The sequence below is a fragment of the Pseudotabrizicola sp. L79 genome (genome assembly GCF_036553525.1).
Lineage (GTDB): Bacteria > Pseudomonadota > Alphaproteobacteria > Rhodobacterales > Rhodobacteraceae > Pseudotabrizicola.
Window position 1 is genome coordinate 625,301 of record NZ_JAZHDA010000046.1, and the last position, 22,034, is coordinate 647,334.

The 22,034-nt window shown below is 60.1% G+C and carries 18 protein-coding genes and 1 tRNA gene; 8 read left to right on the forward strand and 11 right to left on the reverse strand.

The genetic code is table 11. The annotated features are described in order from the left end of the window. Positions 1 to 17: 17 nt before the first annotated feature. Entirely contained in the window at positions 18 to 647 is a 630-nt protein-coding gene (locus tag V3C85_RS11395) for an ATP-dependent Clp protease proteolytic subunit (RefSeq protein ID WP_331795191.1), read from the reverse strand. A gap of 175 nt (positions 648 to 822) precedes the next feature. On the opposite strand from V3C85_RS11395, the gene V3C85_RS11400 reads away from it, so the two are divergent. Next, positions 823 to 2,025 (forward strand): FAD-binding domain-containing protein, encoded by a 1,203-nt coding sequence (locus tag V3C85_RS11400; RefSeq protein ID WP_331795192.1) that lies wholly within the window; start codon positions 823 to 825, stop codon positions 2,023 to 2,025. Here the strand turns inward: V3C85_RS11400 and V3C85_RS11405 are convergent. Beyond that, the gene (locus tag V3C85_RS11405; RefSeq protein WP_331795193.1) at positions 2,010 to 2,627 is read right to left on the reverse strand and encodes a CDP-alcohol phosphatidyltransferase family protein; all 618 of its coding nucleotides are present in this window, start codon (positions 2,625 to 2,627) and stop codon (positions 2,010 to 2,012) included. The genes V3C85_RS11400 and V3C85_RS11405 overlap by 16 nt on opposite strands. A gap of 215 nt (positions 2,628 to 2,842) precedes the next feature. Between V3C85_RS11405 and V3C85_RS11410 the strand changes: the two genes are divergently transcribed. The 3 genes from V3C85_RS11410 to V3C85_RS11420 are packed head-to-tail and all read left to right on the forward strand — an operon-like array spanning position 2,843 to position 6,415. Further along, complete coding sequence (locus V3C85_RS11410; protein ID WP_331795194.1) at positions 2,843 to 4,066, forward strand: ABC transporter substrate-binding protein; 1,224 nt, start codon at positions 2,843 to 2,845, stop codon at positions 4,064 to 4,066. Next, a complete protein-coding gene (locus V3C85_RS11415; protein ID WP_331795195.1) occupies positions 4,056 to 5,765 on the forward strand; it encodes an ABC transporter permease in 1,710 nt (569 codons plus the stop codon). The genes V3C85_RS11410 and V3C85_RS11415 overlap by 11 nt, the downstream gene beginning before the upstream one ends. After that, the gene (locus V3C85_RS11420; protein ID WP_331795296.1) at positions 5,765 to 6,415 is read left to right on the forward strand and encodes an ATP-binding cassette domain-containing protein; all 651 of its coding nucleotides are present in this window, start codon (positions 5,765 to 5,767) and stop codon (positions 6,413 to 6,415) included. The genes V3C85_RS11415 and V3C85_RS11420 overlap by 1 nt, the downstream gene beginning before the upstream one ends. On the opposite strand, the gene V3C85_RS11425 is transcribed toward V3C85_RS11420, so the two are convergent. Continuing rightward, a complete protein-coding gene (locus V3C85_RS11425; protein ID WP_331795196.1) occupies positions 6,412 to 7,737 on the reverse strand; it encodes an ATP-binding protein in 1,326 nt (441 codons plus the stop codon). The genes V3C85_RS11420 and V3C85_RS11425 overlap by 4 nt on opposite strands. Positions 7,738 to 7,777: 40 nt before the next feature. Here V3C85_RS11425 and V3C85_RS11430 point away from each other — a divergent pair, with 40 nt between their 5' ends. Next, entirely contained in the window at positions 7,778 to 8,680 is a 903-nt protein-coding gene (locus tag V3C85_RS11430) for an MBL fold metallo-hydrolase (RefSeq protein WP_331795197.1), read from the forward strand. 58 nt (positions 8,681 to 8,738) lie between these two features. Beyond that, positions 8,739 to 8,813 (forward strand) — tRNA-Asn (locus V3C85_RS11435). Between the two features lie 241 nt (positions 8,814 to 9,054). Here V3C85_RS11435 and V3C85_RS11440 read toward each other — a convergent pair. From V3C85_RS11440 to V3C85_RS11450, 3 genes are all read right to left on the reverse strand, one after another. Next, a complete protein-coding gene (locus V3C85_RS11440; protein WP_331795198.1) occupies positions 9,055 to 9,468 on the reverse strand; it encodes a hypothetical protein in 414 nt (137 codons plus the stop codon). 370 nt (positions 9,469 to 9,838) lie between these two features. Beyond that, entirely contained in the window at positions 9,839 to 10,693 is an 855-nt protein-coding gene (locus V3C85_RS11445) for a delta-class carbonic anhydrase (RefSeq protein WP_331795199.1), read from the reverse strand. A gap of 538 nt (positions 10,694 to 11,231) precedes the next feature. Continuing rightward, positions 11,232 to 12,590, reverse strand: coding sequence for a GntP family permease (locus V3C85_RS11450; RefSeq protein ID WP_331795200.1), 1,359 nt, complete (start codon positions 12,588 to 12,590; stop codon positions 11,232 to 11,234). Between the two features lie 249 nt (positions 12,591 to 12,839). On the opposite strand from V3C85_RS11450, the gene V3C85_RS11455 reads away from it, so the two are divergent. Next, positions 12,840 to 13,145: a c-type cytochrome gene (locus tag V3C85_RS11455; protein WP_331795201.1), complete on the forward strand. Its 306-nt coding sequence runs from the start codon at positions 12,840 to 12,842 to the stop codon at positions 13,143 to 13,145. Between the two features lie 199 nt (positions 13,146 to 13,344). Here V3C85_RS11455 and V3C85_RS11460 read toward each other — a convergent pair whose 3' ends face one another. Next, positions 13,345 to 13,551, reverse strand: coding sequence for a hypothetical protein (locus tag V3C85_RS11460; protein ID WP_331795202.1), 207 nt, complete (start codon positions 13,549 to 13,551; stop codon positions 13,345 to 13,347). 27 nt (positions 13,552 to 13,578) lie between these two features. Between V3C85_RS11460 and V3C85_RS11465 the strand changes: the two genes are divergently transcribed. Continuing rightward, the gene (locus V3C85_RS11465) at positions 13,579 to 16,422 is read left to right on the forward strand and encodes a calcium-binding protein (RefSeq protein ID WP_331795203.1); all 2,844 of its coding nucleotides are present in this window, start codon (positions 13,579 to 13,581) and stop codon (positions 16,420 to 16,422) included. 733 nt (positions 16,423 to 17,155) lie between these two features. Here the strand turns inward: V3C85_RS11465 and V3C85_RS11470 are convergent. From V3C85_RS11470 to V3C85_RS11485, 4 genes are all read right to left on the reverse strand, one after another. Beyond that, positions 17,156 to 18,442: a hemolysin family protein gene (locus V3C85_RS11470; RefSeq protein ID WP_331795204.1), complete on the reverse strand. Its 1,287-nt coding sequence runs from the start codon at positions 18,440 to 18,442 to the stop codon at positions 17,156 to 17,158. A 925-nt stretch (positions 18,443 to 19,367) separates the two neighbouring features. Continuing rightward, complete coding sequence (locus V3C85_RS11475; RefSeq protein ID WP_331795205.1) at positions 19,368 to 19,670, reverse strand: hypothetical protein; 303 nt, start codon at positions 19,668 to 19,670, stop codon at positions 19,368 to 19,370. Positions 19,671 to 19,778: 108 nt separating this feature from the next. Beyond that, positions 19,779 to 20,972 (reverse strand): Lcl C-terminal domain-containing protein, encoded by a 1,194-nt coding sequence (locus tag V3C85_RS11480; RefSeq protein ID WP_331795206.1) that lies wholly within the window; start codon positions 20,970 to 20,972, stop codon positions 19,779 to 19,781. Positions 20,973 to 21,017: 45 nt separating this feature from the next. Continuing rightward, on the reverse strand, positions 21,018 to 22,025 hold the full coding sequence (locus tag V3C85_RS11485) for a YHYH protein (protein WP_331795207.1): 1,008 nt from the start codon (positions 22,023 to 22,025) through the stop codon (positions 21,018 to 21,020). Positions 22,026 to 22,034 lie beyond the last annotated feature (9 nt).

The window sequence follows — 22,034 nt, forward strand, 5'->3', positions numbered from 1 at the left end:
CAAAGGGGGCGCGCTGCTTACTTGGATGTATCGTCCATCTTGCCACGCGAGGTGACAATCTCGTCGATATGGCCCCATTCCTTGGCTTCTTCGGGCGTCATCCACTTGTCGCGCTCCATTGCTTCGCGCACGACTTCATAGGGTTGGCCCGAGTGCTTCATGTAAAGGTGATACATGCGCTCACGCGTCTGTTCGATATGGCGGGCCGAGATCATGATGTCGGCTGCCGTGCCCTGCATGCCGCCCGACGGCTGGTGAACAAGGAATTCGGCATTGGGCAACGAAAACCGCATGCCCTTTTCGCCACCAATCGCAATCACCGACCCCATCGACGCCGCCAGACCACACACAAGGGTCGAAACCTTGGGGCGGATATATTGCATCGTGTCATAGATGCTCATGCCAGCCACAACCGACCCGCCGGGCGAGTTGATATACATGCTGATTTCTTTTGACGGATTTTCCGCCTCAAGATGCAAAAGCTGGGCCACGATCAGCGTTGACATGCCATCATGAACCGGGCCGTTCACAAAGATGATCCGCTCTTTCAGCAGACGGCTGAAGATATCATAGGCACGTTCCCCACGGCTGGTTTGTTCGACAACCATCGGAACAAGGTTCATATAGGTCTCAATCGGATCGCGCATCTCGGTCCTGCCTCTCACGTCATTCGCACTGGGATATCGGTCGTTTGTTACCAGAGTCTTAGTTGGGCGCTGCGGGGGCTGCAAGGGCAGGAGGTGAAACTATCGTCAAAGCCCGCGTCGCAGCTCTGTGCCGACCCGCCTTGAAAGGCCGTGGCCGTGGCATAGCTTGCGGCAGATGAATGACATCAGCCCCCTGTTTTGCACGTCACGCCACGATGCCCTCGCCCGATTGCAGGCGTTTTTGCCGCACGCGGGCCTGGCCTATGCCCGTGACCGCAACCACGATGTGCCGGGCCATCCGCATGTGTCGCGCCTGTCGCCCGCCCTGCGCCACCGCCTGATCACCGAGGCCGAGGTGCTGGCCGCCGTCACAAGGGCCCAAGGCGATACTGCCGAAAAATTCATCGCCGAGGTGCTGTGGCGCAGCTATTGGAAGGGCTTTCTGGAACTGCGCCCGTCCCTTTGGGCGGGGTATCGTCGTGATCTGCGGGCCGCGATGAACCGCCTGGCCACCGAATCCGGTCTGCGCCAGCAATGGCAAGCGGCCTGTTCCGGCACCACCGGGATCGACGGGTTTGATCATTGGGCGCAAGAACTGGTGCAGACCGGATATCTGCACAACCACGCCCGGATGTGGTTCGCCTCGATCTGGATCTTTACGCTGCGCCTGCCATGGGAATTGGGGGCCGACTTTTTTCTGCGCCACCTTCTTGATGGCGATGCGGCCTCAAACACGCTGTCATGGCGGTGGGTGGCAGGCCTGCATACCCCCGGCAAAACCTATGCGGCAACCACCGACAACATCGCCAAATACACGGCCGGCCGCTTTTCTCCCCTTGGCCTTGCCCGTCAGACCAGCCCGGTTCAGGGCCAGCCGAACCCGGCCCCCGGCCCCTGCCCCAGCGGCGACGCATGGGACAGATCGGCCCCTTCGGTCTTGCTGGTGCATGAAGACGATCTCAGCCCCGACTGGCTGCTGGATTTGGGCCTGCGCCCGAAGGCGGTTGTGCTGATGACAGCCACCTCTGGCCGATCACCCCTGATCACCGCACCTTTGGTCGGCGACTATGTCGGGCAGTGCATGGCTGATCTTGCCGCGCGCCTGACCAACCTGCTTGGGGCAGATGTGCCGCTGTCACGCGCCACCGATCTGGCCCAGGACCTGCGGCAGATCAGCATGGACACAGGCGCCACGCAAATCGTCACGCCCTATGCCCCTGTCGGTCCCGTGGCTGATATGTTGGCCCCCTTGCGCGCCGCTGGCCCGCCGCTGCGTCTGGCGATGCGCCCCTATGACCGTGCACTGTGGCCCCATGCCACCCACGGCTTCTTTCGCTTTCGTGCGGCAGTGGCACCAGCCATTCAGGCCCCGGCCTGAAACACCTGCCGCGCCAAAACCACCCGTGCCACCGCCGTGATCAGGCACAATCCCCCAAAGATCACGGCCGCAGGCACAAACAGGCCCGGCAAGAGACTGATCAGCACGAACAGCACAATCGTCTCGGCCCCTTCCAGCAAACCCGCAGCATAATACAGCGACTTTTGCCCCTGCGCCTCGGTCTGCATCCCGCGCTTTTCAGCCAGCACAGCATAGCCCAGAAAGCTGGCGGCATTCACATAAAAGCTGCCAATCAAAAAGGCCCCCGCCACGGCATTCGCCCCCGGGTCACGCAAGACAAAGGCCAGCGGAATAGCCGCGTAAAAAATGAAATCGCAAAAGATATCCAGATATCCGCCAAAATCGGTCTTGGTGGTCGCCCGCGCCACCGCCCCATCCAGCCCATCGGCCAGCCGCCCGCCCAGGATCAGCACGGCGGCGATCCAGCCAGCCCCCCCCAAGGCCAGCCACAGCGCAGCCCCCAAGCCAAGGCCAAGGCCCGCCAGCGTGACGGCATCCGCCGAAACCCCCGCCCGCGCAAGGCCCCGGCCCAACCGGTTCAGCGGCGGGTCGATCCATGGCCGGATCTTTGCGTCAAACATGAATTTCCCCTTGTTTTCCCTTGGCTTCATGCCCGCTTCGCCAAAGTGGTGGCGCTTGTTACACCTGTCACACAACTGTGCGTTTGGCGAAACCCAAATGCTTTTGCGCTTGAAACCATCCACCCGCAGCCCATACCCCTAAGGCAAGACAGGCCGGAAACACAGGGCCGACAGACCACAGCGGCCACCCCGATCGGCCCACGCAGGAGGATTGCATGAACCGACGCCATTTCCTTGTTGCCGGCGCGCTGGCAGCCACAGCCCTGACGGCCCTGCCCCCCTCGGCCCTGCTGGCCCAAAGCCCCGATTGGCAAACTGTTCTGGCCGAGGCAAAGGGCCAGACCGTTTATTGGCACGCCTGGGGCGGCGATCCCAAGATCAATGATTTCATCGCTTGGGTGGGGGATCAGGCGCAAGACCGCTATGGTGTGGCGCTGACCCATGTCAAACTGGCGTCAACGGCTGATGCGGTGGCCCGCGTTCTGGCCGAAAAAGAGGCAGGCATAACGACCGGCGGTGCGGTTGATCTGATCTGGATCAACGGTGAAAACTTTGCCGCAATGAAGGCGCAGGGCCTGCTGCAGGGCCCCTTTGCCGAAAGCCTGCCGAACTGGAATTTGGTCGATGTCGCGGGCAAACCCGCCGTGGTAACCGATTTCACCCTGCCGACCGAAGGCTTTGAAAGCCCCTGGGCCATGGCGCAACTGGTGTTTGAATATGACAGTGCCCGCCTGCCCACACCGCCCCAAAGCCTTGAGGCCTTGCAACAGTGGATCATCGCCAATCCGGGCCGGTTCACCTATCCACAGCCGCCCGATTATCTGGGCACAACGTTTCTGAAACAACTGGCCTATGGCACGCTGGCCGACCCTGCGGTGCTGCAAAAGCCGGTGGATGACGCCAGCTATGCCCAAACCGTGGCCCCCATGTGGGCCTGGCTTGACGCCGTTACGCCGCATCTGTGGCGGGCGGGCAAGGCCTATCCGCAGAACGAACCCGCCCTTGGCCAGTTGCTGGCCGACAGCGAAATCGACATCGGCTTTGCCTTCAACCCCGGCCGCGCCAGTGCCGAAATTGCGGCAGGCACCCTGCCCGACACGATGCGCACCTTTACCCTTGCGGGTGGCACCATCGGCAATGCCAGCTTTGTGGCCATTCCCTTCAACGCCGCGCACAGTGCCGGGGCACGGGTGATCGCCAATCTGCTGCTTGATCCGCAGGTGCAGGCCCGCGCGCAAGACCCGGGCGTTCTGGGCTTTCAAACCGTGCTGAACGTCGCCGCCCTGCCCGCAGAAGACCGCGCCCGCTTTGAAGCGCTTGATCTGGGCATCGCAACCCTGCCACCCGAGGCGATGGGGCCTGCGCTGTTAGAGCCGCATGCAAGCTGGATGATCCGCATCGGGCAAGATTGGGTCGAGCGGTACGGCGTTGCCCAATAAGCCTCTGCCCAGTCCGCGCCCCACCAGCAAGGCCGGGGCGCTGCTGCGGCAGGCCCCGCGCCTGACGGTTCTGTTGCTTGTGGCCCCGGTGGCGGCCGGGCTGTTTGGCACCATCGCCCCCGTGTTGCGTGACCACGCCGCCCCGATGCAGGCGGTCTTGACGTGGCAGGGCCTGCCCGTTGCTGTCATGCTGTCGGTCAAGACGGGGGTTCTGTCTACCTTGGGCGCCCTTGTGATCACCTTGCTGGTGGTGGCCAGTCTGGGCGATGGCCGGGCCTTTCGGCTGATCCAGCATCTGCTGGCCCCGCTTTTGGCCGTGCCCCATGCCGCTGCAGCCTTGGGCCTTGCCTTTCTGATCGCGCCCTCGGGCTGGCTTGCGCGGCTTGTCTCGCCCTGGGCGACGGGCTGGCAGCACCCCCCTGATCTTCTGGTGCTGAATGATCCGGGGGGTTGGGCGCTGACCTTGGGCCTGATGGCCAAGGAAGTGCCGTTCTTGTTGTTGATGACCCTGGCTGCCTTGCCGCAAACCGATGCCCGGCGACGGGTGTTGCAGGCGCAGTCGCTGGGCGCGGGCCGGGTCGCGGGGTTTGTGGTGGGGGTGCTGCCCACGCTTTACGCACAGTTGCGCCTGCCCATCTATGCCGTCCTGGCCTATGCAATGACGGTGGTGGACATGGCCTTCATTCTGGGACCGACCCTGCCGCCCACCCTGTCGGCCCAGATCGTGATCTGGATGAACGACCCGTCCCTGTCGGGCCGTGATCTGGCCGCCGCAGGGGCCACCTTGCAGGTTGCGCTGGTGCTGACCGCAATCGTGATCTGGCGGTTGGCCGAGGCCGTGGCCAGCCGGCTGCTGACGCGGGCCGCCTGGGCAGGTCTGCGCGCGCCATTGGCCGACCGGATGGCCCGGCCCATCGGATTGGCGCTTGGCTTTGGCTTTGCGGGCCTTTTGTTCAGCGGGCTGGCTGGCCTAGGCCTGTGGTCTGTGGCTGGGTTATGGCAATTTCCCGATGCCACGCCAGAAACGCTGTCGCTGACCACATGGCGACGGGCCGGGCCTGACCTGGTTGCCAGCACCGGCCTGACACTGGCCATTGCCGCGGTGGCAACGCTGGCGGCCCTTGCGCTGGTTCTGGCCTGCCTTGAGGCCGAGCAAAGGTTCTCGCTGTCCCCCGGCGCAAACGGGCTTTTCATTCTGTATCTGCCCCTGATCATCCCACAAATCGCCTTTCTGCCCGGCCTGCAATCGCTGTCTCTGCGCCTTGGGGTCGAGGGCAGTTGGTGGGCTGTGGCGGCGGCACATCTGGTCTTTGTGCTGCCTTATGTCTTTTTGTCTCTGGCCGCGCCCTATCGCAGCCTTGACCCGCGCTTTCGCCTTGCAGCGCAAAGCCTTGGCGCAAGGCCTCTGCGCCTGTTCGTCACTGTGATCCTGCCCTTGCTGTTGCGCCCGATCCTGACGGCGATGGCCGTCGGGCTGGCCGTTTCCATCGGGCAGTATCTGCCCACCTTGCTGATTGGGGGGGGGCGGGTGGAAACCCTGACCACCGAAGCCGTGGCCCTGTCGTCGGGGGCGAACCGCCGTCTGATCGGCGCCTATGGGTTGGCCCAAACCCTGCTGCCCGCCGCGGGTTTTGCGCTTGCCATCGCCCTTCCGGCAATCGTGTTCCGTCACCGCCGGGGAATGGAGGCCCGGACATGATCAAAGACCTGTCACTGAACCAACTGAGAATCACCCGTGCCGGAAAAGAGATGATTGACCTGACCGTGCAGATCAGGGGCGGCGAGGTGCTGACCATCATGGGACCCTCGGGCGCAGGCAAATCGACTGCCCTTGCCGCAATCCTTGGCACGCTGCCCGATGCGTTTCAAAGGTCGGGCCAGATCCTGTTGAACGGGCAAGAGATTTCAACCCTGCCCACCCATGAACGCCGCGTCGGTCTACTGTTTCAGGATGATGTGTTGTTTCCCCATCTCTCGGTCGGGGCCAATCTGGCCTTTGCAATTCCCACCAGTGTCAAAGGCCGACAGGCCCGCGCCCAAATGGTCGATGACGCCCTGAACCAAGCCGGTCTGGCAGGCTATGCCCCGCGTGACCCGGCCACGTTATCGGGCGGGCAACGCGCCCGTGTCGCCCTGATGCGCGCCCTGTTGGCAGAACCCTGCGCTTTGCTGCTGGACGAACCCTTTTCGCGGCTGGATGCTGCGCTGCGCATCCAAATCCGCGCCTTCACGCTGCAAACCATTCGTGATCGGCAAATACCGGCCATTCTGGTCACCCATGATGCCGAAGATGCAGTGGCCGCAGGCGGGCAGATTCTTTCGCCTTTGGGCCATAAGGTCGTGCTTTAACGCGCCAACCGCAGTTCGGCCTTCAGCCCGCCCAGCCTCTCACTTTGGCCCAAGACCAGACTGCCACCATGGCTGCGCGCGATGTCGGCCACAATGGCAAGGCCCAACCCCGCCCCGTTTCCGGCGTTGCGGTTGCGGGCATCATCCAGCCGGGCAAAGGGCGAAACGGCTGTCTCGCGCTTGTCATGTGGGATGCCCGGCCCATCATCTTCCACCACAAAGCGCAACTGCCGCTCTGTGACCTGCACAGAAAGCGAGACGTGACGGCCATGCCGCACGCCATTGCCCACCAGATTTTCCAATGCCCGGACAATCGATTGCGGCCGCATGCGCATCGGCGCAGGAGGCACTGCCGACGGGATCAGCACAACGTCATGCCCTGCCCTGCCCGCATTCTCGACCACATGCTGGGCCAGTGCCATGGGGTCGGCCATCTCGGGCTCGTCCAATGCGTCGCCACGGGCAAAGGCCAGGAATTCATCCACCATCCGCTCCATCTCGGCCACATCCGACAACAGCGCCGCAACCTCATCATCTTCGGGCAGCATCGTCAGGCCAAGGCGCAAGCGGGTAAGCGGCGTGCGCAGATCGTGGCTGATGCCCGACAGCATCATCGTGCGCGTCTCGATCGCACGTTCGATCCGCGCCCGCATATCCAGAAACGCCGCCCCCGCAGCCCGCACCTCGGTCGCACCACGCGGGCGATACTGCACCACCTCTCCCTTGCCAAAGGCCGTCGCCGCCGCGGCCAACCGGGCGATCGGGCGCAATTGATTGCGCAAGAAGGCATAGGCGATAAAGGTCATCAAAGCCGAGGCCAGCCCCATGATGACCAACAACTGATGCGGGTTAGAGGCAGACAACCGTGCACGCGGGATCAAGAGCTGAACCGGCCCCGGCCCGGTGGTGACAGTCAGAACCACAGTGCTGCGCACGGATTGCAGGTCGATGGACAAGATGCCCTTTAGCCCCGACCGCAGCGTCTCGATCACCACCCCCGCCGTCAGGTCTTGCCAACCAGACTTGTCGGCCGCGGTGACACTGGCCGGATCAGGGCGCAGCAACGTCATCCCAAAGGCTTTCGCTGTGCCCGAGGCTTCGGCAAAAGCCCCCGCCAGATCACCCGTCCGTTCCACCTGGGCCCGGATCAGTTCGATCTCATAGATCACCCCAAGCGACAACTGGCGCGTCACCCCTTCAAAATGGCGCTGAATGAAGGCTATGGACACGATCAACTGGATCGTGACGATGGGCAGAACAAGGATCAAAGCCGCCCTGCCGAACAGGCTGCGCGGCAACAATATTTTCAATCGGGGGCGCATGGGAAAAGCCTAGCGCCGTCTTGGGCAGAAGGGAAGCCGGATGACACCGGGCGCAATTGACCAGATGACAGACCGGGTGCGGCGCATTCTGGCCCCGAACCCCTCCCCCATGACCGGGCCGGGCACCAACAGCTATCTGATCGGGCGTGGCGGAGATCTGCTGCTGGTCGATCCGGGGCCGCTTGATGCATCACACATTGCCGCGCTGCACCGCGCCATCGCTCCGGGAGAGCGTGTGGCCGCGATCATCGTCACCCATCCGCATCTGGATCATTCCGCTGCCGCCCCCTCGCTTGCCAAGGAAACGCGCGCCCCGATCTGGGCCTTTGGGGCCTCAGGCCAAGGGCGCAGCCCCCTGATGCGCCACTTGGCAGCGCAAGGCCTTACCGGTGGCGGCGAAGGCGTTGATCACGGCTTTGCCCCCCATCGCCGCCTGCAAGATGGCGAGTTCCTCTCGGGCGATTGGGGCGATGTCGAGGTGTTGCACTGCCCCGGCCATATGGCCGAGCATATCTGCCTCGGGTTCGGTGGGGTGCTGCTTTCGGGTGATCACGCCATGGGCTGGTCAACCAGCCTTGTCTCGCCCCCCGATGGCGATATGGCCGCCTATATGGCCTCGCTTGACAGGCTGGCCGCGCGGTCGTGGCACCTTATGCTGCCCGGCCATGGCGCCGAGGTGCGCGATGTGGCCGCCCGCCTTGAAGATCTGCGCCACCACCGCCGCATGAGAGAGGCCGCCATTCAGGCCCAACTGGCCATGGCTCCGGCCTCGGCCCATGATCTGGCCAGGCAGATCTACACCCAAACCCCTGCTGCGCTGTTGCCCGCAGCCGAGCGCAATATTCTTGCCCATCTTATTGATCTGTTTGAAAGAAATGCAATCACGGCAGCAACTCCCCTGCACGCAGAGACAGTTTTTTCACTTCATCCCGCAAAAGCATGATTTTTCCACCCCAGCCCCCTTTACGCCCCCGATTCACCTCGCTATACAGCCCACGTGTTCCGGCGTAGCTCAGCGGTAGAGCAGTTGACTGTTAATCAATTGGTCGTAGGTTCGATCCCTACCGCCGGAGCCAAAATTCTATGCAAGCTACGGATTTTGAACGATGAAATCGTTTGTAAGTTCGGCGTGTCACACATCGGTGTAGCACATTCGAGCTGCAGGCGCGGCCTTTCTCCCTTCTTCCGGGGGACAAAGAAATAGGCAAACACGTTCATCTTATGCAGCGCGGCGATGTCTTGTACGCGAGGCGGCGCCTGCCAGCGAAATCCACAAAAATCGAATGTCTTCAGCTGTCTTTGCGCACCAAAGAAAGATCAGAAGTTTACGATCGGCGTTATGTGAGCCTTATTAAGCGGCGGGCACAGAGCAAGAATCGCTCGCCTCTTAAATCCGGCCACATCTCTGTCGGGCATCTTGTCGATAGTCACCACCCAGACATTGACAGTTTCGTTGGCCTCCAAATGGCAGCGGATCGCGTTGCGCAATGCACTTGTGGTGCCGGGGAGGCCGTCTTTGCGATTGCTGTAGCTGATATGTCGTGCGCGGCGCAGGCATGAGCACAGTCTCTGGTGAAGTCCACCAATCTTACGATCTGCCGCGCCGATGTATTGAACCTGACCGTCAAAAACAAAGGCATAGACCCCGTTGACAGATGGTGCGGTTCCGACAAGTCGCATTCGCTCATCGTCGATAACGACATGACCAACATCAGTGAACTGTTCGATCAATGGCCCAGCCTCATCTTCCTGAGTATAAGGCCGACAGGCTATGCTACGGTCGACATCCCGTCCAGATCGACATGTTGGCATTGTGGACTGCCCCGGTTCTGTTCCGGTCAGGTACTCCTTTTATCGTTCTCAATAGATCGGAACGAAACTGAGATAGGTCTGCCGTGCATGAAATGCGCCTCGCAGGTTTCTGCAAGGCGCTGATTTTCAGTGGCAGGTCAGCGATGCCCCTGAAATGGACGAAAAATCATCTTTGGCAAATGCCGCACGCAAAGGCTCGTTGCTTTTGCTTTTAAACACGCTCTCCTGATCAACCATCCACGACACGAAAGGGCATCAATTCGCAATGCCCTTTCGTCTGAAGATAGGTTCATTCGATCGGAGACAACAGATTGGGATCAACAACAAGGTTTCGAACCCCATGCGCGTGCTCTTCGTCAAATGGGTTACTTTCAAGCCAAGTACCAACGGAATTGATATCAAGCTTGAGAACCTTTGGACGAACACTCCATGTAACTTGGAACGGTGAGCCTGTTTCGTTGTATTTTGGCCCTGTGGTCGAGCCATCATAAAGAACTGGAGTCCCGAGATCCGTCGGCAGGTTTGGCACTTGGTTCAGCCCGTTGATATTTTCGATCTTGGCAATGTTGGTAAAGTCCGCGGCGGATGTGTCGTTAACCAGCACCGCAACAACCGCTTCCACCCGCAATTGCGGGTTCCCGATCGAGTCGTTCAGGCAAGTGCCAAGCCCGTTGCCCAAGGTGGCCTGGGCAGTGGAATGCACAAAATGGATTTCGATGGTATCGCCAGGAACCAGATCGCCGTGTTCGCCTTCACCGATCTTGCGGTCAAGCGGAACCAGTTCAGCTTCGGTCAGCTCACCATTATATTTAAAGCCCGTTCCCGCCCCTTCGCCATCGCCGTTTCCAGCATAGGTCGTGAACTCGCCACCTTTGTGCTCTGCATTTTCATGGAGGTGAATGTCGCACAGCGTCATCTCGTTCGCCGGAGGCGCTTCACCAAAGGCCCGCACGTTCTTGCCGTCTTTCGCATCAATATCCCGCGGCGATTGCGGCCCAAAACCCTTTCCTTCGGTGGCGGCAGCCAAGGCTGCATTCTGCTCCAGAATCACGCTATCCGCGACTGAATGACCATGCGTTTCAGCCACAGCCGCCGTGCCAGCTAGGGCGATAAATGTACCAAAACAACAAACAGTCTTAATCATCACAACTCCTCCAAAACGGTTGATGCTCTCCACCTCTCTGACGGGTTTGTGAATGGCACAAGTGGCTGCAAGATTGACCGGATGTTGGCGCCTGGTGACCCCACTCCGTCTTGAGTTTTTCGGAGTGTACTGACGTTACTACGTCAAATGAACGCGCTTGCACCTTCGGCTTCGCTGAAGTGGGTCGCGGGGTGTCTTGTAACACGGTCTGGGGCGAAATGATGGTCCCAAACCTTGCTGGTTTCTGCATGATCACCCACGTCATGCGTCCAAGTCTTGTTCTGTTAGCGATCGCAGATTTCTATCGAGAAGGGAAAGTCGTCAAACATGGCTTTCTGGCTTTTCCCGAAGGCTAAAAGGTTCTCCACGTTTTCGATCACGGGGCGGCACTCAGAACCCGTTTTAGTTCCAACTGGGCCGCACGCTGCTTTCAGGTCCATCAATCAAGGATTGATAAGCCCAAATTCCTCGAGTCGGCACTGACTGAACAAAGGAACGTGCGTTCCACATCAGTTGCCACGACACGAAATGCTTCTGTTCAGAAGCTGCCAAAACCCATGCCGAGAGCAATGATGACCGCGCAAGCGACTGTCGGCACAATGACTGCAACCACGAATATATCTGTGTAAGCCTGGCGGTGACTCATGCCGCAAATCCCCAAGAGTGTGATCACCGCACCGTTATGCGGCAAGGTGTCTAGTCCGCCAGTCGCCACCGCGATGACACGGTGCAGCAGCGCCGGATCGACGTGCTGGCTCTCTGCCTGCGCCATGAGTGCGGTCCCAAGCACATCAAGCGCAATCGACATGCCTCCCGAGGCTGATCCGGTGATCCCCGCCAATGCCCCCGAAGACAACGCAGCCGAGATCAACACATGTCCCCCTGACAGCCCTTCAAGGCTGGCGCGCAAAACGTCGAACCCTGGCAAATGAGCGATCACCGCACCAAAGCCCACAAGACTGGCGGTGTTAAAAAGCGGCAAGAGCGCAGATTCCGCGCCAGTGTTGACCACTTGCATCATCCGCGGCGGACGACTGACGATCAGCGCCAGTATCAGTGCCACGCTGAGCGCAGTAACGACCGACCATACCCCCTTGACCCGAGACAATTCGGTTGCGCCATAGACGGGGTCGGCGAGATAGGTGGTATCTAGAGTTGGCAGGATGATTTGGCCCATGACCAGTGTCACCACTCCCACGGACAGGATCGGCACAAGGGCAACCCACAAGGGCAAGGGGCGCACTCGCGGCGGTATGTCGGGCGCATCCGGCGGCGCGTCCCCAGACAACATCCGCACCCGCATCTGGAGCCAAATGACACCCAACACCAACATGACCGCCCCTGCGATAAGCCCCAATCCTGGTGCCGCAAAGGCCGTAGTCGCGAATGTTGCCATTGGAATTGCGTTCTGAATAGAAGGTGTGCCTGGCAAAGCTGTCATTGTAAATGTGAAAGCCCCCAAGGCGATCGTCGCTGGGATCAATCTGGCAGGCAGCCTGGTTTGGGCAAACAGCGCCCGCGCCAAGGGCCAAGCGGCAAAGGCCACCACGAAAAGTGACACACCACCATAGGTCAACACCGCGCAGGCAATGACGACAGCCAGAATGGCATTCTTCGGACCCAAAGCAGCCGCAGTCGCAGACGCCAATCGTTCAGCCGCGCCAGAGGCTTCCATCACACGGCCGAACAGGGCGCCGAGCAGGAACAAGGGAAAGAAGGCCACAACAAAGCCGCCCGCCGCCTGCATGAAGACCTGCGTATAGCTTGCAAGCATCGGAGCACCGGAGGCAAAGGCAGCAAGCACGGCCAGCACAGGTGCAAGCACAAGCACCGAGATGCCGCGCCATGCCCCGATGATCAGGAGCGTCAGTGTGGAAAGGATCAAGAAGACTGCCATGCTACGCCACCCCTGCTGCAACGCAGCATAGACGACTGTTGGTTCTCGGACCAGCTATGAGGAAGGGCATTTCAATCCAAGAGGTTTGGATAAACGACCACAGCATGTGATCGTAGAAGTCTGCAAATCTTCGGCGGCAGCACAACAGCGCGCACATTCCGCCCTTTCAGGGGACATCCGTTTCACTGCGGTGCTGGCCGTTTCGCAAGGATTGCGATATCAATGTCACCATAGACAGGGAGTTTTGACATGCGCCTACATCTCGTTGCGGCATTCATGCTGTCGCCCCTGTCATCTGCTGCAGGTCCAGTCGAAGATGGGGCAGCCCTTGTGAAACGCAACTGCTCGGGGTGCCATGCCGTAACCCAATACGATGCAAGCCCAAATCCCCGGGCCATTCCGTTCCGCTTTATTGGGCGGCTTTATCCGATCAACCATCTGGAAGAGGCCTTGGCCGAAGGCATCTTGGTCGGACACGAAATGCCAGAATTCGTTCTGAATTTGAACCAAGTAACCGCCGTGATCCGCTATCTGGAGTCAATACAGGTCAGATAGCGCGCTCACCGCACCGAAGTACCCCAATCTGATCTGTACCACCCGACTGGCATGATCCAATCCAAATCACATTGCCCCGTTGAGGTTGGACGTTTCCACTACGCCTCATTGGCTGGGAACGGGTTAAATTGGATTAAAAGAGGTGGTTCAGTTGATCTGAACAAGTTCCGGGTATTTTCCAAATGGATTTCCGTCTCGGTTACGCCACCACCGGTCCGGGGATCGGCAGGTTGAAGCAGGCCTGATTGCGGGTTTTACCGTCAAGCGATGAATGCGGGCGGCGTGCAAAAGGGGATGGTTTGCAACAGATAAACCAGCCCACTAATTTTATCATGATCTGCGTGCCCGGAAAATGCGGCAGATCAAATTCAATGCACATGTTTGAATATATAATGTCTTCAGTCAAAAGTGGAGATGCAAGGAGATTCAAGACATGGTCTACCAGTTGTTCCCGACGAGCGATGCCGAGCGTGCCCATACCGAAACGCTCGGCCAACAGCGCGGATCTGAGATAGCGCGGCTAGCTGATGGTGGTGCAATCATCGTCTGGGCCGAACAGCAGGATCCTGACAGCGCATATGGCTATGACATCGTGACCCAGCGCTATGATGCGCAGGGCAACAGGCTGGGCGACAAGGTGCTGGTGTATTCCGGGCCCGCCGATATCTCAGGCGGTGACTTCTTGCCAATGATTGCGGGGCTGGAGGGGGGAGGCTATGCCGTTTCCTTCCGCGACCCCACGACGAAAGGGTTACAAGTTTCGACATTTGACGCGCAGGGCGTGCAGATCGGCAGTCAGGTGGTGCATTTGCCAAACCACCAGATCTCCGAGACCCGATCGGTGGAGGTCTATACCCTGTCCACGGGATATGGTCGCAGCACGATCACCGAACTTGCAGACGGTGGCTTTGCTGTCACTTGGGGCGCGGGATATACGGGCATTTTGGCGCAATATGGGGGTTCTGACACAGATTACAGCGCGATCTTCGATGCCAATGGGGTTATGACCACTGCGCCATTTCAGGTCACCCCCTGGATCGGTAAAATCAGTTATGGCTGGGATCTCTACAACTACACCTTCGGCTCGACTGCGCTTGAGAATGGCAATTACGTCATCGTTACCCGCATCGGAACAACCACTCCGGGCAATGACAGCGGCTATCCGTCGGTCGGTATTCAAATTCGTGGCCCCGAAGGGCAACTGATCTCTGGGCCATTTCTGGCAGCTTCCTCAATTGAAGAAGACATGAGCGCCGCTGCGGTAGCCACGCTGGAGGATGGCAGCTTTGTGGTGGTCTGGAACACCGAAACGGCAACCGTCTGGCGACAATTTGCAGAAGACGGTGTACCAATGGGCACTGAAAGCTCGCTGGGCTATTTGTATCACCGCCCTACTGTCTCGCCGATGGAAGATGGCGGTTTCATGATCGGTGTACAGTCGAGACCGGGCTATAACCCCTCGTGGCGGGCCTATGCCTTTCGCTTTGATGCCGAAGGCGAACAGGTGGGCGAGCCTCAGCAGATTTCCGCGCGTAACGAATTCAATGTTCTTTATCAGGAACTTACCCCAGAATTTGTAACTCTGGGGGACGGATCTCTGATGGCCAGCTGGAACGCTGTGTCTTGGGAAGATCAGTATCCGGATGTGATGGTGCGTAGCTATATGGCCGAACGCATCGGCACTGACACTGACGATGTGTTGACAGGAGCCGATGCGGCCACGGCCTTCTTTGCCGGAGCGGGCAATGATCGCCTCACTGGCTCAACCGCTGAGGATGTGCTGGATGCGGGGACAGGCGCTGACACGCTGGATGGTGGGGCTGGGAATGACAGCCTGACTGGCGGCAGCGGGGCGGATACCGTTGTGCTGCGCACCGGCATGGGCGCTGACCGGATCAGCGATTTTGTTGTGGGCGAAGACACGCTTGATTTCTCGAACCTCACGTCTGCCGAGCGGGCTGCGGTCACGTTTGGGGCGGATGGCTCGGGCGATCGTCAGGTCAGGTTGGGGGATGGATCGACCCTGACGATGACGGGGGTTGCCCGCAATTTCGCAGCGACCGGCGCGGTGACCATTCAGGGCACGGCCAGCGAGGATGCGACGCTGACGGCGAATACCTCCACCGTGGCGGATCAGGATGGGTTGGGCACGATTGCCTTCCAATGGCTGCGCGGCGGGGTAGAGATCGCGGGGGCCACCAATGGCAGCTATGTGCTGACACAAGCCGATGTGGGCCAGCAGATGTCGGTGCGGATCGACTATACCGACGGCTTTGGCACGGCCGAGACGCTGACCAGTGCGGCGACGACCGCGGTGACCAATGTCAACGATCCGGTAACCGGCGCGGTGACCATTCAGGGCACAGCCCGCACGGGCGAGACGCTGTCGGCCAACACCGCGACGCTGGCGGATGAAGACGGGCTGGGGGCCTTTTCCTTCCAATGGCTGCGGGCGGGGGCTGCCATTTCGGGCGCAACCCAATCGACCTATGAACTGACATCTGCCGATGTCGGAGCCACGGTTTCGCTGCGGGTCAGCTATACCGACGGTCAGGGCACGGCCGAGGCCGTGACCAGCGCGCCAACAGCTGCGGTCGAGGCGGGCGCCCTGACCCTGGTTGGAACACCTGGCGCCGATCGCCTGATCGGTGGCCCGGGGAACGATACGATTTCCGGCCTTGATGGCCCCGACACGCTGAACGGCCTTGGAGGGGATGATTTCATCTATGGCGGATCTTCGGCCGCGGACCTGCGTGACGTCATCTATGGTGGCGACGGCAACGACACTATCGATGGCGGCTTTGGCAATGACGAACTGAACGGCGGGGCTGGCAACGACACCATCAACGGCGGCTTCGGTTCGGATACGCTGATCGGCAATGATGGCGATGACATCTTCCTTGGGGCTGGCGGCAGCGATCTGATCTTCGGCAATGATGGCAATGACTTCGTCAACGGCGGCTTTGGCTATGACCGGGTCAATGGCGGTGCCGGGGCGGATACCTTCTTCCATGTTGGGGTGGCCGACCACGGATCGGACTGGATCCAGGACTATAACGCCGCCGAGGGCGATGTGCTGCTGACAGCGATTGCCGGGGCAACCCGCAGCCAGTTCCAGGTCAATATCGCCAATACCCCCGGCGCAGGGGATGCCGGTGTGGCCGAGGCCTTTGTCATCTATCGACCCACGGGCCAGATCCTTTACGCCTTGGTCGATGGCGCGGGGCAAGACAGCATCAACCTGAGCATCGGCGGGCAGGTGTTTGATCTTCTATAGATGCAAGACAAAAAAGGGCACTGACGTTGCCCTCAACCTTTGACGCACACCCATCATCTACCCGACGCGAGCGTATCCTCATGGTTAAGGCAAGCTTGTTTGGGCAAAGCGGATAAATGGCTTGGAGGGGGGGGACGTTACTCCCCTCCCCCCAGGCTCCTTCTCAGAGGATCGCCACACAAATCTCCGACTAAATATCGATGATCTCCGCACCGATCTTAGGATTGATCTGGGCCGTTGCGGACCCCGTGCCAGCACCATCCACCAGAGCACAAAGGATCTGGCCGGTGGGGCGGTAGATCGCGAGGGCTTTGGCCACGCCCGCGTGACCCGCACCGACGCTAAGACCGTTGTCTGATTTGGACCACCCGACTGGCATGATCCGATTCAAAGTGTATTGACCCGTTGAAGTTGGACTTTCCCCCTACGCCTTGGGAAAGGGTTAAACTAGATAAGGGCGTACAGCTGCGCTGGTATGCAGAACGCGTTCGTCCTTAACAAGGGTTAGGCGCTACACCGGCCATCCAGATTTTCGGGAGCTTCGAGAAGACCGGCAGCGTCATCATACCAAGGGAACGACTGTCGGCCGCGAAGCCTGCGGCTGTACCATGTGCCAAGAGGGCAAGTCTTGTGGCAGTCTCAGTCACCGCTTTTGCACCCGAAATGCACGATGCGCACTCAAATCCATGATGGGACAGGGTCATTCCGTTCATTCAACTGATGCGCAAAGCGTTTATCGACCAGCCTTGCCTTTCTGCACCAACAGCTTGTCAATCCGACGACCGTCAAGGTCGATCACTTCAATCCGCCAACCGGAAACAACGACATGTTCTCCCAGCTTGGGCAGGCTGCCCAGCTCCTTGATCACCAGCCCGGCAACAGTCTCGTAATCGCGCCCTTCCTCTAGCGGAATGCCGATATGGGCGGCGAATTCATCTGCGGGCATCCAGCCTGCGACCACAAGACTTCCATCCTCGCGCTCCACGATCTTCGCTTCGGCCTCGGCGCCTTCGATGAAATCGCCCGCGATCGCTTGCAGCACGTCCATCGGCGTGATGATCCCTTCAAAATGCCCGTATTCATCATAGACCAAGACCATATGGGCGGGCGATTTGCGCAAGGTTTCCAGCACGTCAAGGGCGTTCATCCCGTCGCGGACCACGGGGGCCTCGATCAATAGAGAACGGGGATCAAGAACAGCACTGGCCTTGCCGAGCTTGAGAAAATCGCGTGACTTAAGCACGCCGACGATATTGTCGGCGCTGCCATCCCGCACCAAAAGCCGCGAATGGCCTGTATCGCGAAAGCGCCGAATGATGGTGGCAGGCGTGTCTGTTGCGTCAACTGTCTGCACCTCATGCCGGGGCACCATAAGCCCCCGCGCTGTCCGGTCGGCGATGCGCATGACACCGGCAATCATATCCGTTTCGGCCTTTTCCATCACTCCGGCAGATTGCGCCTCGGACAGAACAAGCTTGACCTCCTCGTCCGACATGTTGTGATCCACCCTGCCCGACTGGCCCAACAGCGAAAGGACGATTTTGCCCGATCGGTCCAGAACCCAGACGACCGGTGCCGCAACAAAGGCGATCAGGTTCAGAAGGGGCGCGATCCGCACGGCAGCGGCCTCGGGTGCGCGCAGGGCGATCTGTTTCGGAACCAACTCGCCCAAGACAAGCGACAGATAGGTGATGCCAACAACAACGCCGCCCACGCCAAGCGCCTGAGACAAGGGGGCACTTAGCCCGGCGTCGTTCAGGGCACCGGCAAGGCGCACACCCAGCGTGGCCCCTGAAAACGCGCCCGAAAGCACCCCGACAAGCGTGATCCCGATTTGCACGCTGGACAGGAAACGCCCCGGATTGCCAGCCAGACGCAGGGCGATCACCGCACCCCGGCTGCCTTGATCGGCCAGAACCTTCAGCCTTGCGGGGCGCGACGAGACGATGGCCAGCTCTGACATGGCCAAAACGCCATTCACGATGGTCAAAGCCAAGACAAGAAGAAGTTCCAGCACCATGGATGTATGTTCCGATCCTGTGACAAGTGGTCAAACGGTTCAGCCGAAGAAAGGCAGCAGCAGCGAGGATTTCAACACCCCAAGGCAACGACTCTGATGTCCCACTGTCTCAAGGCGCTGGTGCAGCAGCACGCGAACCGCTGAACAGAACCCCGCCCAGGAAAACGGCGCCTTGCGTCCATGAACATCCGTAGTGGAAATACGCGGCAATCGTAAGGGATACAAACTGACCCAAGCACTGACTTTTGAAAGCGCCCCCTGCCCTATGAACGGCAATCCCGTCATTGCCCCTGCTGCTGACGGCTATCTCCCTCAACTGCCCCAATCCCCGATGAGCGCACCTCGCTTGCACTCCAGCAGCCCGCTGCGGGTGTCTGCAAGCAAAACTGGGTGCAGCAAAGCCCTGACAATACGGCGTGCATTCTGTCCCCCTCCACTGCCCAATTTGTTGCACAAATTAGTGCCTGAAAAGGCGAATGCGTCGAAACGCCGTTACAAACCACCGCTGCGCATTATGGCTCTGAGTGCTTCCGCCGAAGCCAAATCCCGGCAAGATACCGATTTGGCAGCGATCTATCGCCACCCACGCGCTTCAGGGTCCGGCTTTGACACAAAGCTTTGCTTACAGTCTGCACGCGCGTGTCTGGCTTCTCCATTCTGCGAAGGCTTGCGGCTTTGGGCCAATCCCATCTCGAAGCAGAAAAGCAGTCATTTACTGGCGCCGCAGAGTGACTGCCGAAGTATAAAGCCACGCAGGGATGAATTCTTTCTGTTTTCCGCTTCGAACTCACGTTCCCTGCGAAGCCGCAGAGAACGATGTGTCGCCCGAATTGATGCCGTAAGAACGGATGACCCATGAAACAAAGGCCACAAAAGAGCACTGACAGAGCCCTGCAGCTCATGACGTGCCCTTTCCTGTCCTGTCTCATTGCCCCGGAGGAGGCGGGGCCATTGCGCGCAGTGCGGCATCGACGGCATCGCTGGTCACGCTGTTGCCCGCATTGGTCAGGCAGGTGGCGATCTTCTTGGCATCCGGGCGGCTGGGGCGTTGGCCGGGTTCGGGCTTAGCCCCAAGGCAGCCGGTCAGGGCGGTTTCGGAAACGCCCAGTTCGTCTGCCATGGCGCTGAAATCGGGCATGGGCGGGCGCTGCTGCGCCTGAACCGGCCCAACCGCAAGGATCAGGCCGCCAAGGCAGGCCGCAAGGATAGGCCGCGAAACTTTCTTCATGATGGTTGTCTCTTTCTTGGTGACGATGGGTATGGGGGCTTTGGTCAGCATCTGCTGATCTCAGGCACGAACCGCCCGCATCTTGCGTGCGGTTCGCCGCAGGCGCCGTTACCGAACGCAGCGCACCAGATTGTCTGAACGGTTGTAATCACAGGCATTGACCGAGCAGGTGGTGTCTTCGGTCATCTCCTGTCCGACGATCGTCTTGATCGAGGACCGTTGCGCCCCCGCACCGTGCCAGTCGGTATAGTCGGTCTGATCGCCCGATTTGCTCAGCGCTTTACCAAAGGCGATGACATTGGCGTAATTCTTCCAGTCGCCAAAGGTGGTGCTGGTCCAGTAATCCAGCGTCTCGCCGTCTTGGGTGATGCCGAAGTAATCTTGGTTGATGGCCGGATAACCGGTGCGGTCATAATCGACGATGCTTTGCAGTTCCTTGGAATTGGGCAAGGTCCAGTCGTCATGGCCCGCCAGATCCAGCGCCTCGCAATAGGCCAGCGCCTCGGCCCATTCGCGGCGGGTGCCATCATCGGTTTGCTGCCACATCAGGCCGGTGGCCGTATCTGTCACCGTGCCATCGCCATTATCGGCAAAGGCGTTGACGCCATAGACGCCTTCCGCGCCACTGACGCAGCGCACATAATTGCCCGGTGCCTTTCCATCCGGCCCGGCCAATCCGCCCGTTGCGGCAGCGCCGGTGTAGAAATCAAGCCCGGTGCCATAGGCCTTGATATGCCCATCGGCAAAGTTGAACCCGAAAGCCGCCTGATTGCGCCCGTTCTGCACCGGGCCTTTGACGTAGAGCGTCGAACTCCAGTATTGCCCGGCAAAGGCCATGCGCCCGCTGGGATATTCGAAATCGAAAAAGGCGGTGTCGATATAGGGGGTGGGCGTGCCTTCTTCGGGGGTCAGCAATTCGCCCCGGTTGTCGGCCAGCGAATACAGCTCCTTGATCGACGGCACGCGCCAATCCGTTCGCCCGCCCAAATCCAGCGCCGCGCAATAGGCGATGCCATCCAGATATTGCAGACGGTCGTTCTGCGGCGTCTTCTGCCAGACCAGCGCGGTGTTGGTGTCCAGAACGGTGCCATCGCCATTGTCGGTATAGGCGGCGGGGCGGCGTGCATATTGGGCATCTTGGCCGTAAAGCGCCTGATCTGCGGCGGGGCAGTCAATGGCCTGCCCCACAAGATCAAAGCAGCTGTCCTGCATCGTATCAACGACAGGATAGGTCAGATCCTGCGCAGAACCGGCTGTCGCGCCAAGGATCAGCAGCAGGGCGGCGGGGGGAAGGCTTTTCATGGGATTGTCCTTTTCAGAATTCGGGGGATGAAGATCGACGGATCTTCAATGGCGTGGCCGCCGCACCGAGGCGTCACAGCTGCCATCTGCATCTTCCAGCGTGCAACCGGCCTGCGCCGTCAGACAGCCAAGGATCGCATTCGATCCGGCCTCCCCCACATGGTAGTGATAGCTGCCATCCTGCCCCACATGGCCCTTGCACTGGTCAAGGTCAGCCGGGGCGGTGCCGTCGGCCATCAGATGCGGCAGGATCGCAAAGCCATCCATCGCAATGCCGATCTGTGCCCCGTGGTCGCCCGCATCGGGGGCTGTGGGGGCTGCATCCAGACAATCGGTGACAGCGTGATAGTGATAGCCGACATGCGGGTTCACATGGCCGCCGCAATCGTCAAAGGGGGCAATGGTATAGGCCCCAAGGATCGCATCAACCGGGGCGGGCCCGTCAAGGCGCACGCCGTTATAGGCCACGCCCGAACCGCTGATGTTCGTCGGGGCGGGCCGCGTGGCTGCAACAGGGTCCAGTGGGATCACATAGGTGACAACGGCCTCTTGCGGCAGGGTTTCGGGCAGGCATTGGACACAATAGTTCTGATAGGCCGGATCCACATCCGGGCGGGCCGCGGCCTGACACTCCTCTAGCGTGCCGGTATAGCGGATGGCCCCTGTGTCGGGATCGTAAAGCTGCCACTTGGTGTCGCCATAGACCTCGGCCAGTTGTGCAAGGAACGCGCCGGTGACATCCACCGTCTTGCCATCAAGAAACCAGATCCCCCCTGCATCGGCCCCATCGGTGATGTGGGTGGGGCACCATGGGCCGGGGGTATAGGTCAGCGGGCTGGCGGCAACGGTGATTTTGAAACAGGCGGTCTTTTCCCCCTCGGACAGGGTGCAGTCGACACGTTCGGGGCCGCTGCGAATATCGGCGGCGCTGAAAAATGATGCGATCCGGTCAAGCTGGGCATCATGCGTCGGGTCATCATGGGCAAGGGCGGCAAAAGGAAAGGTCGCCATGGCGCAAAGGCCGGTCAGAAAGGGTTTGACGCTTGAAGGCATTGAATGCTC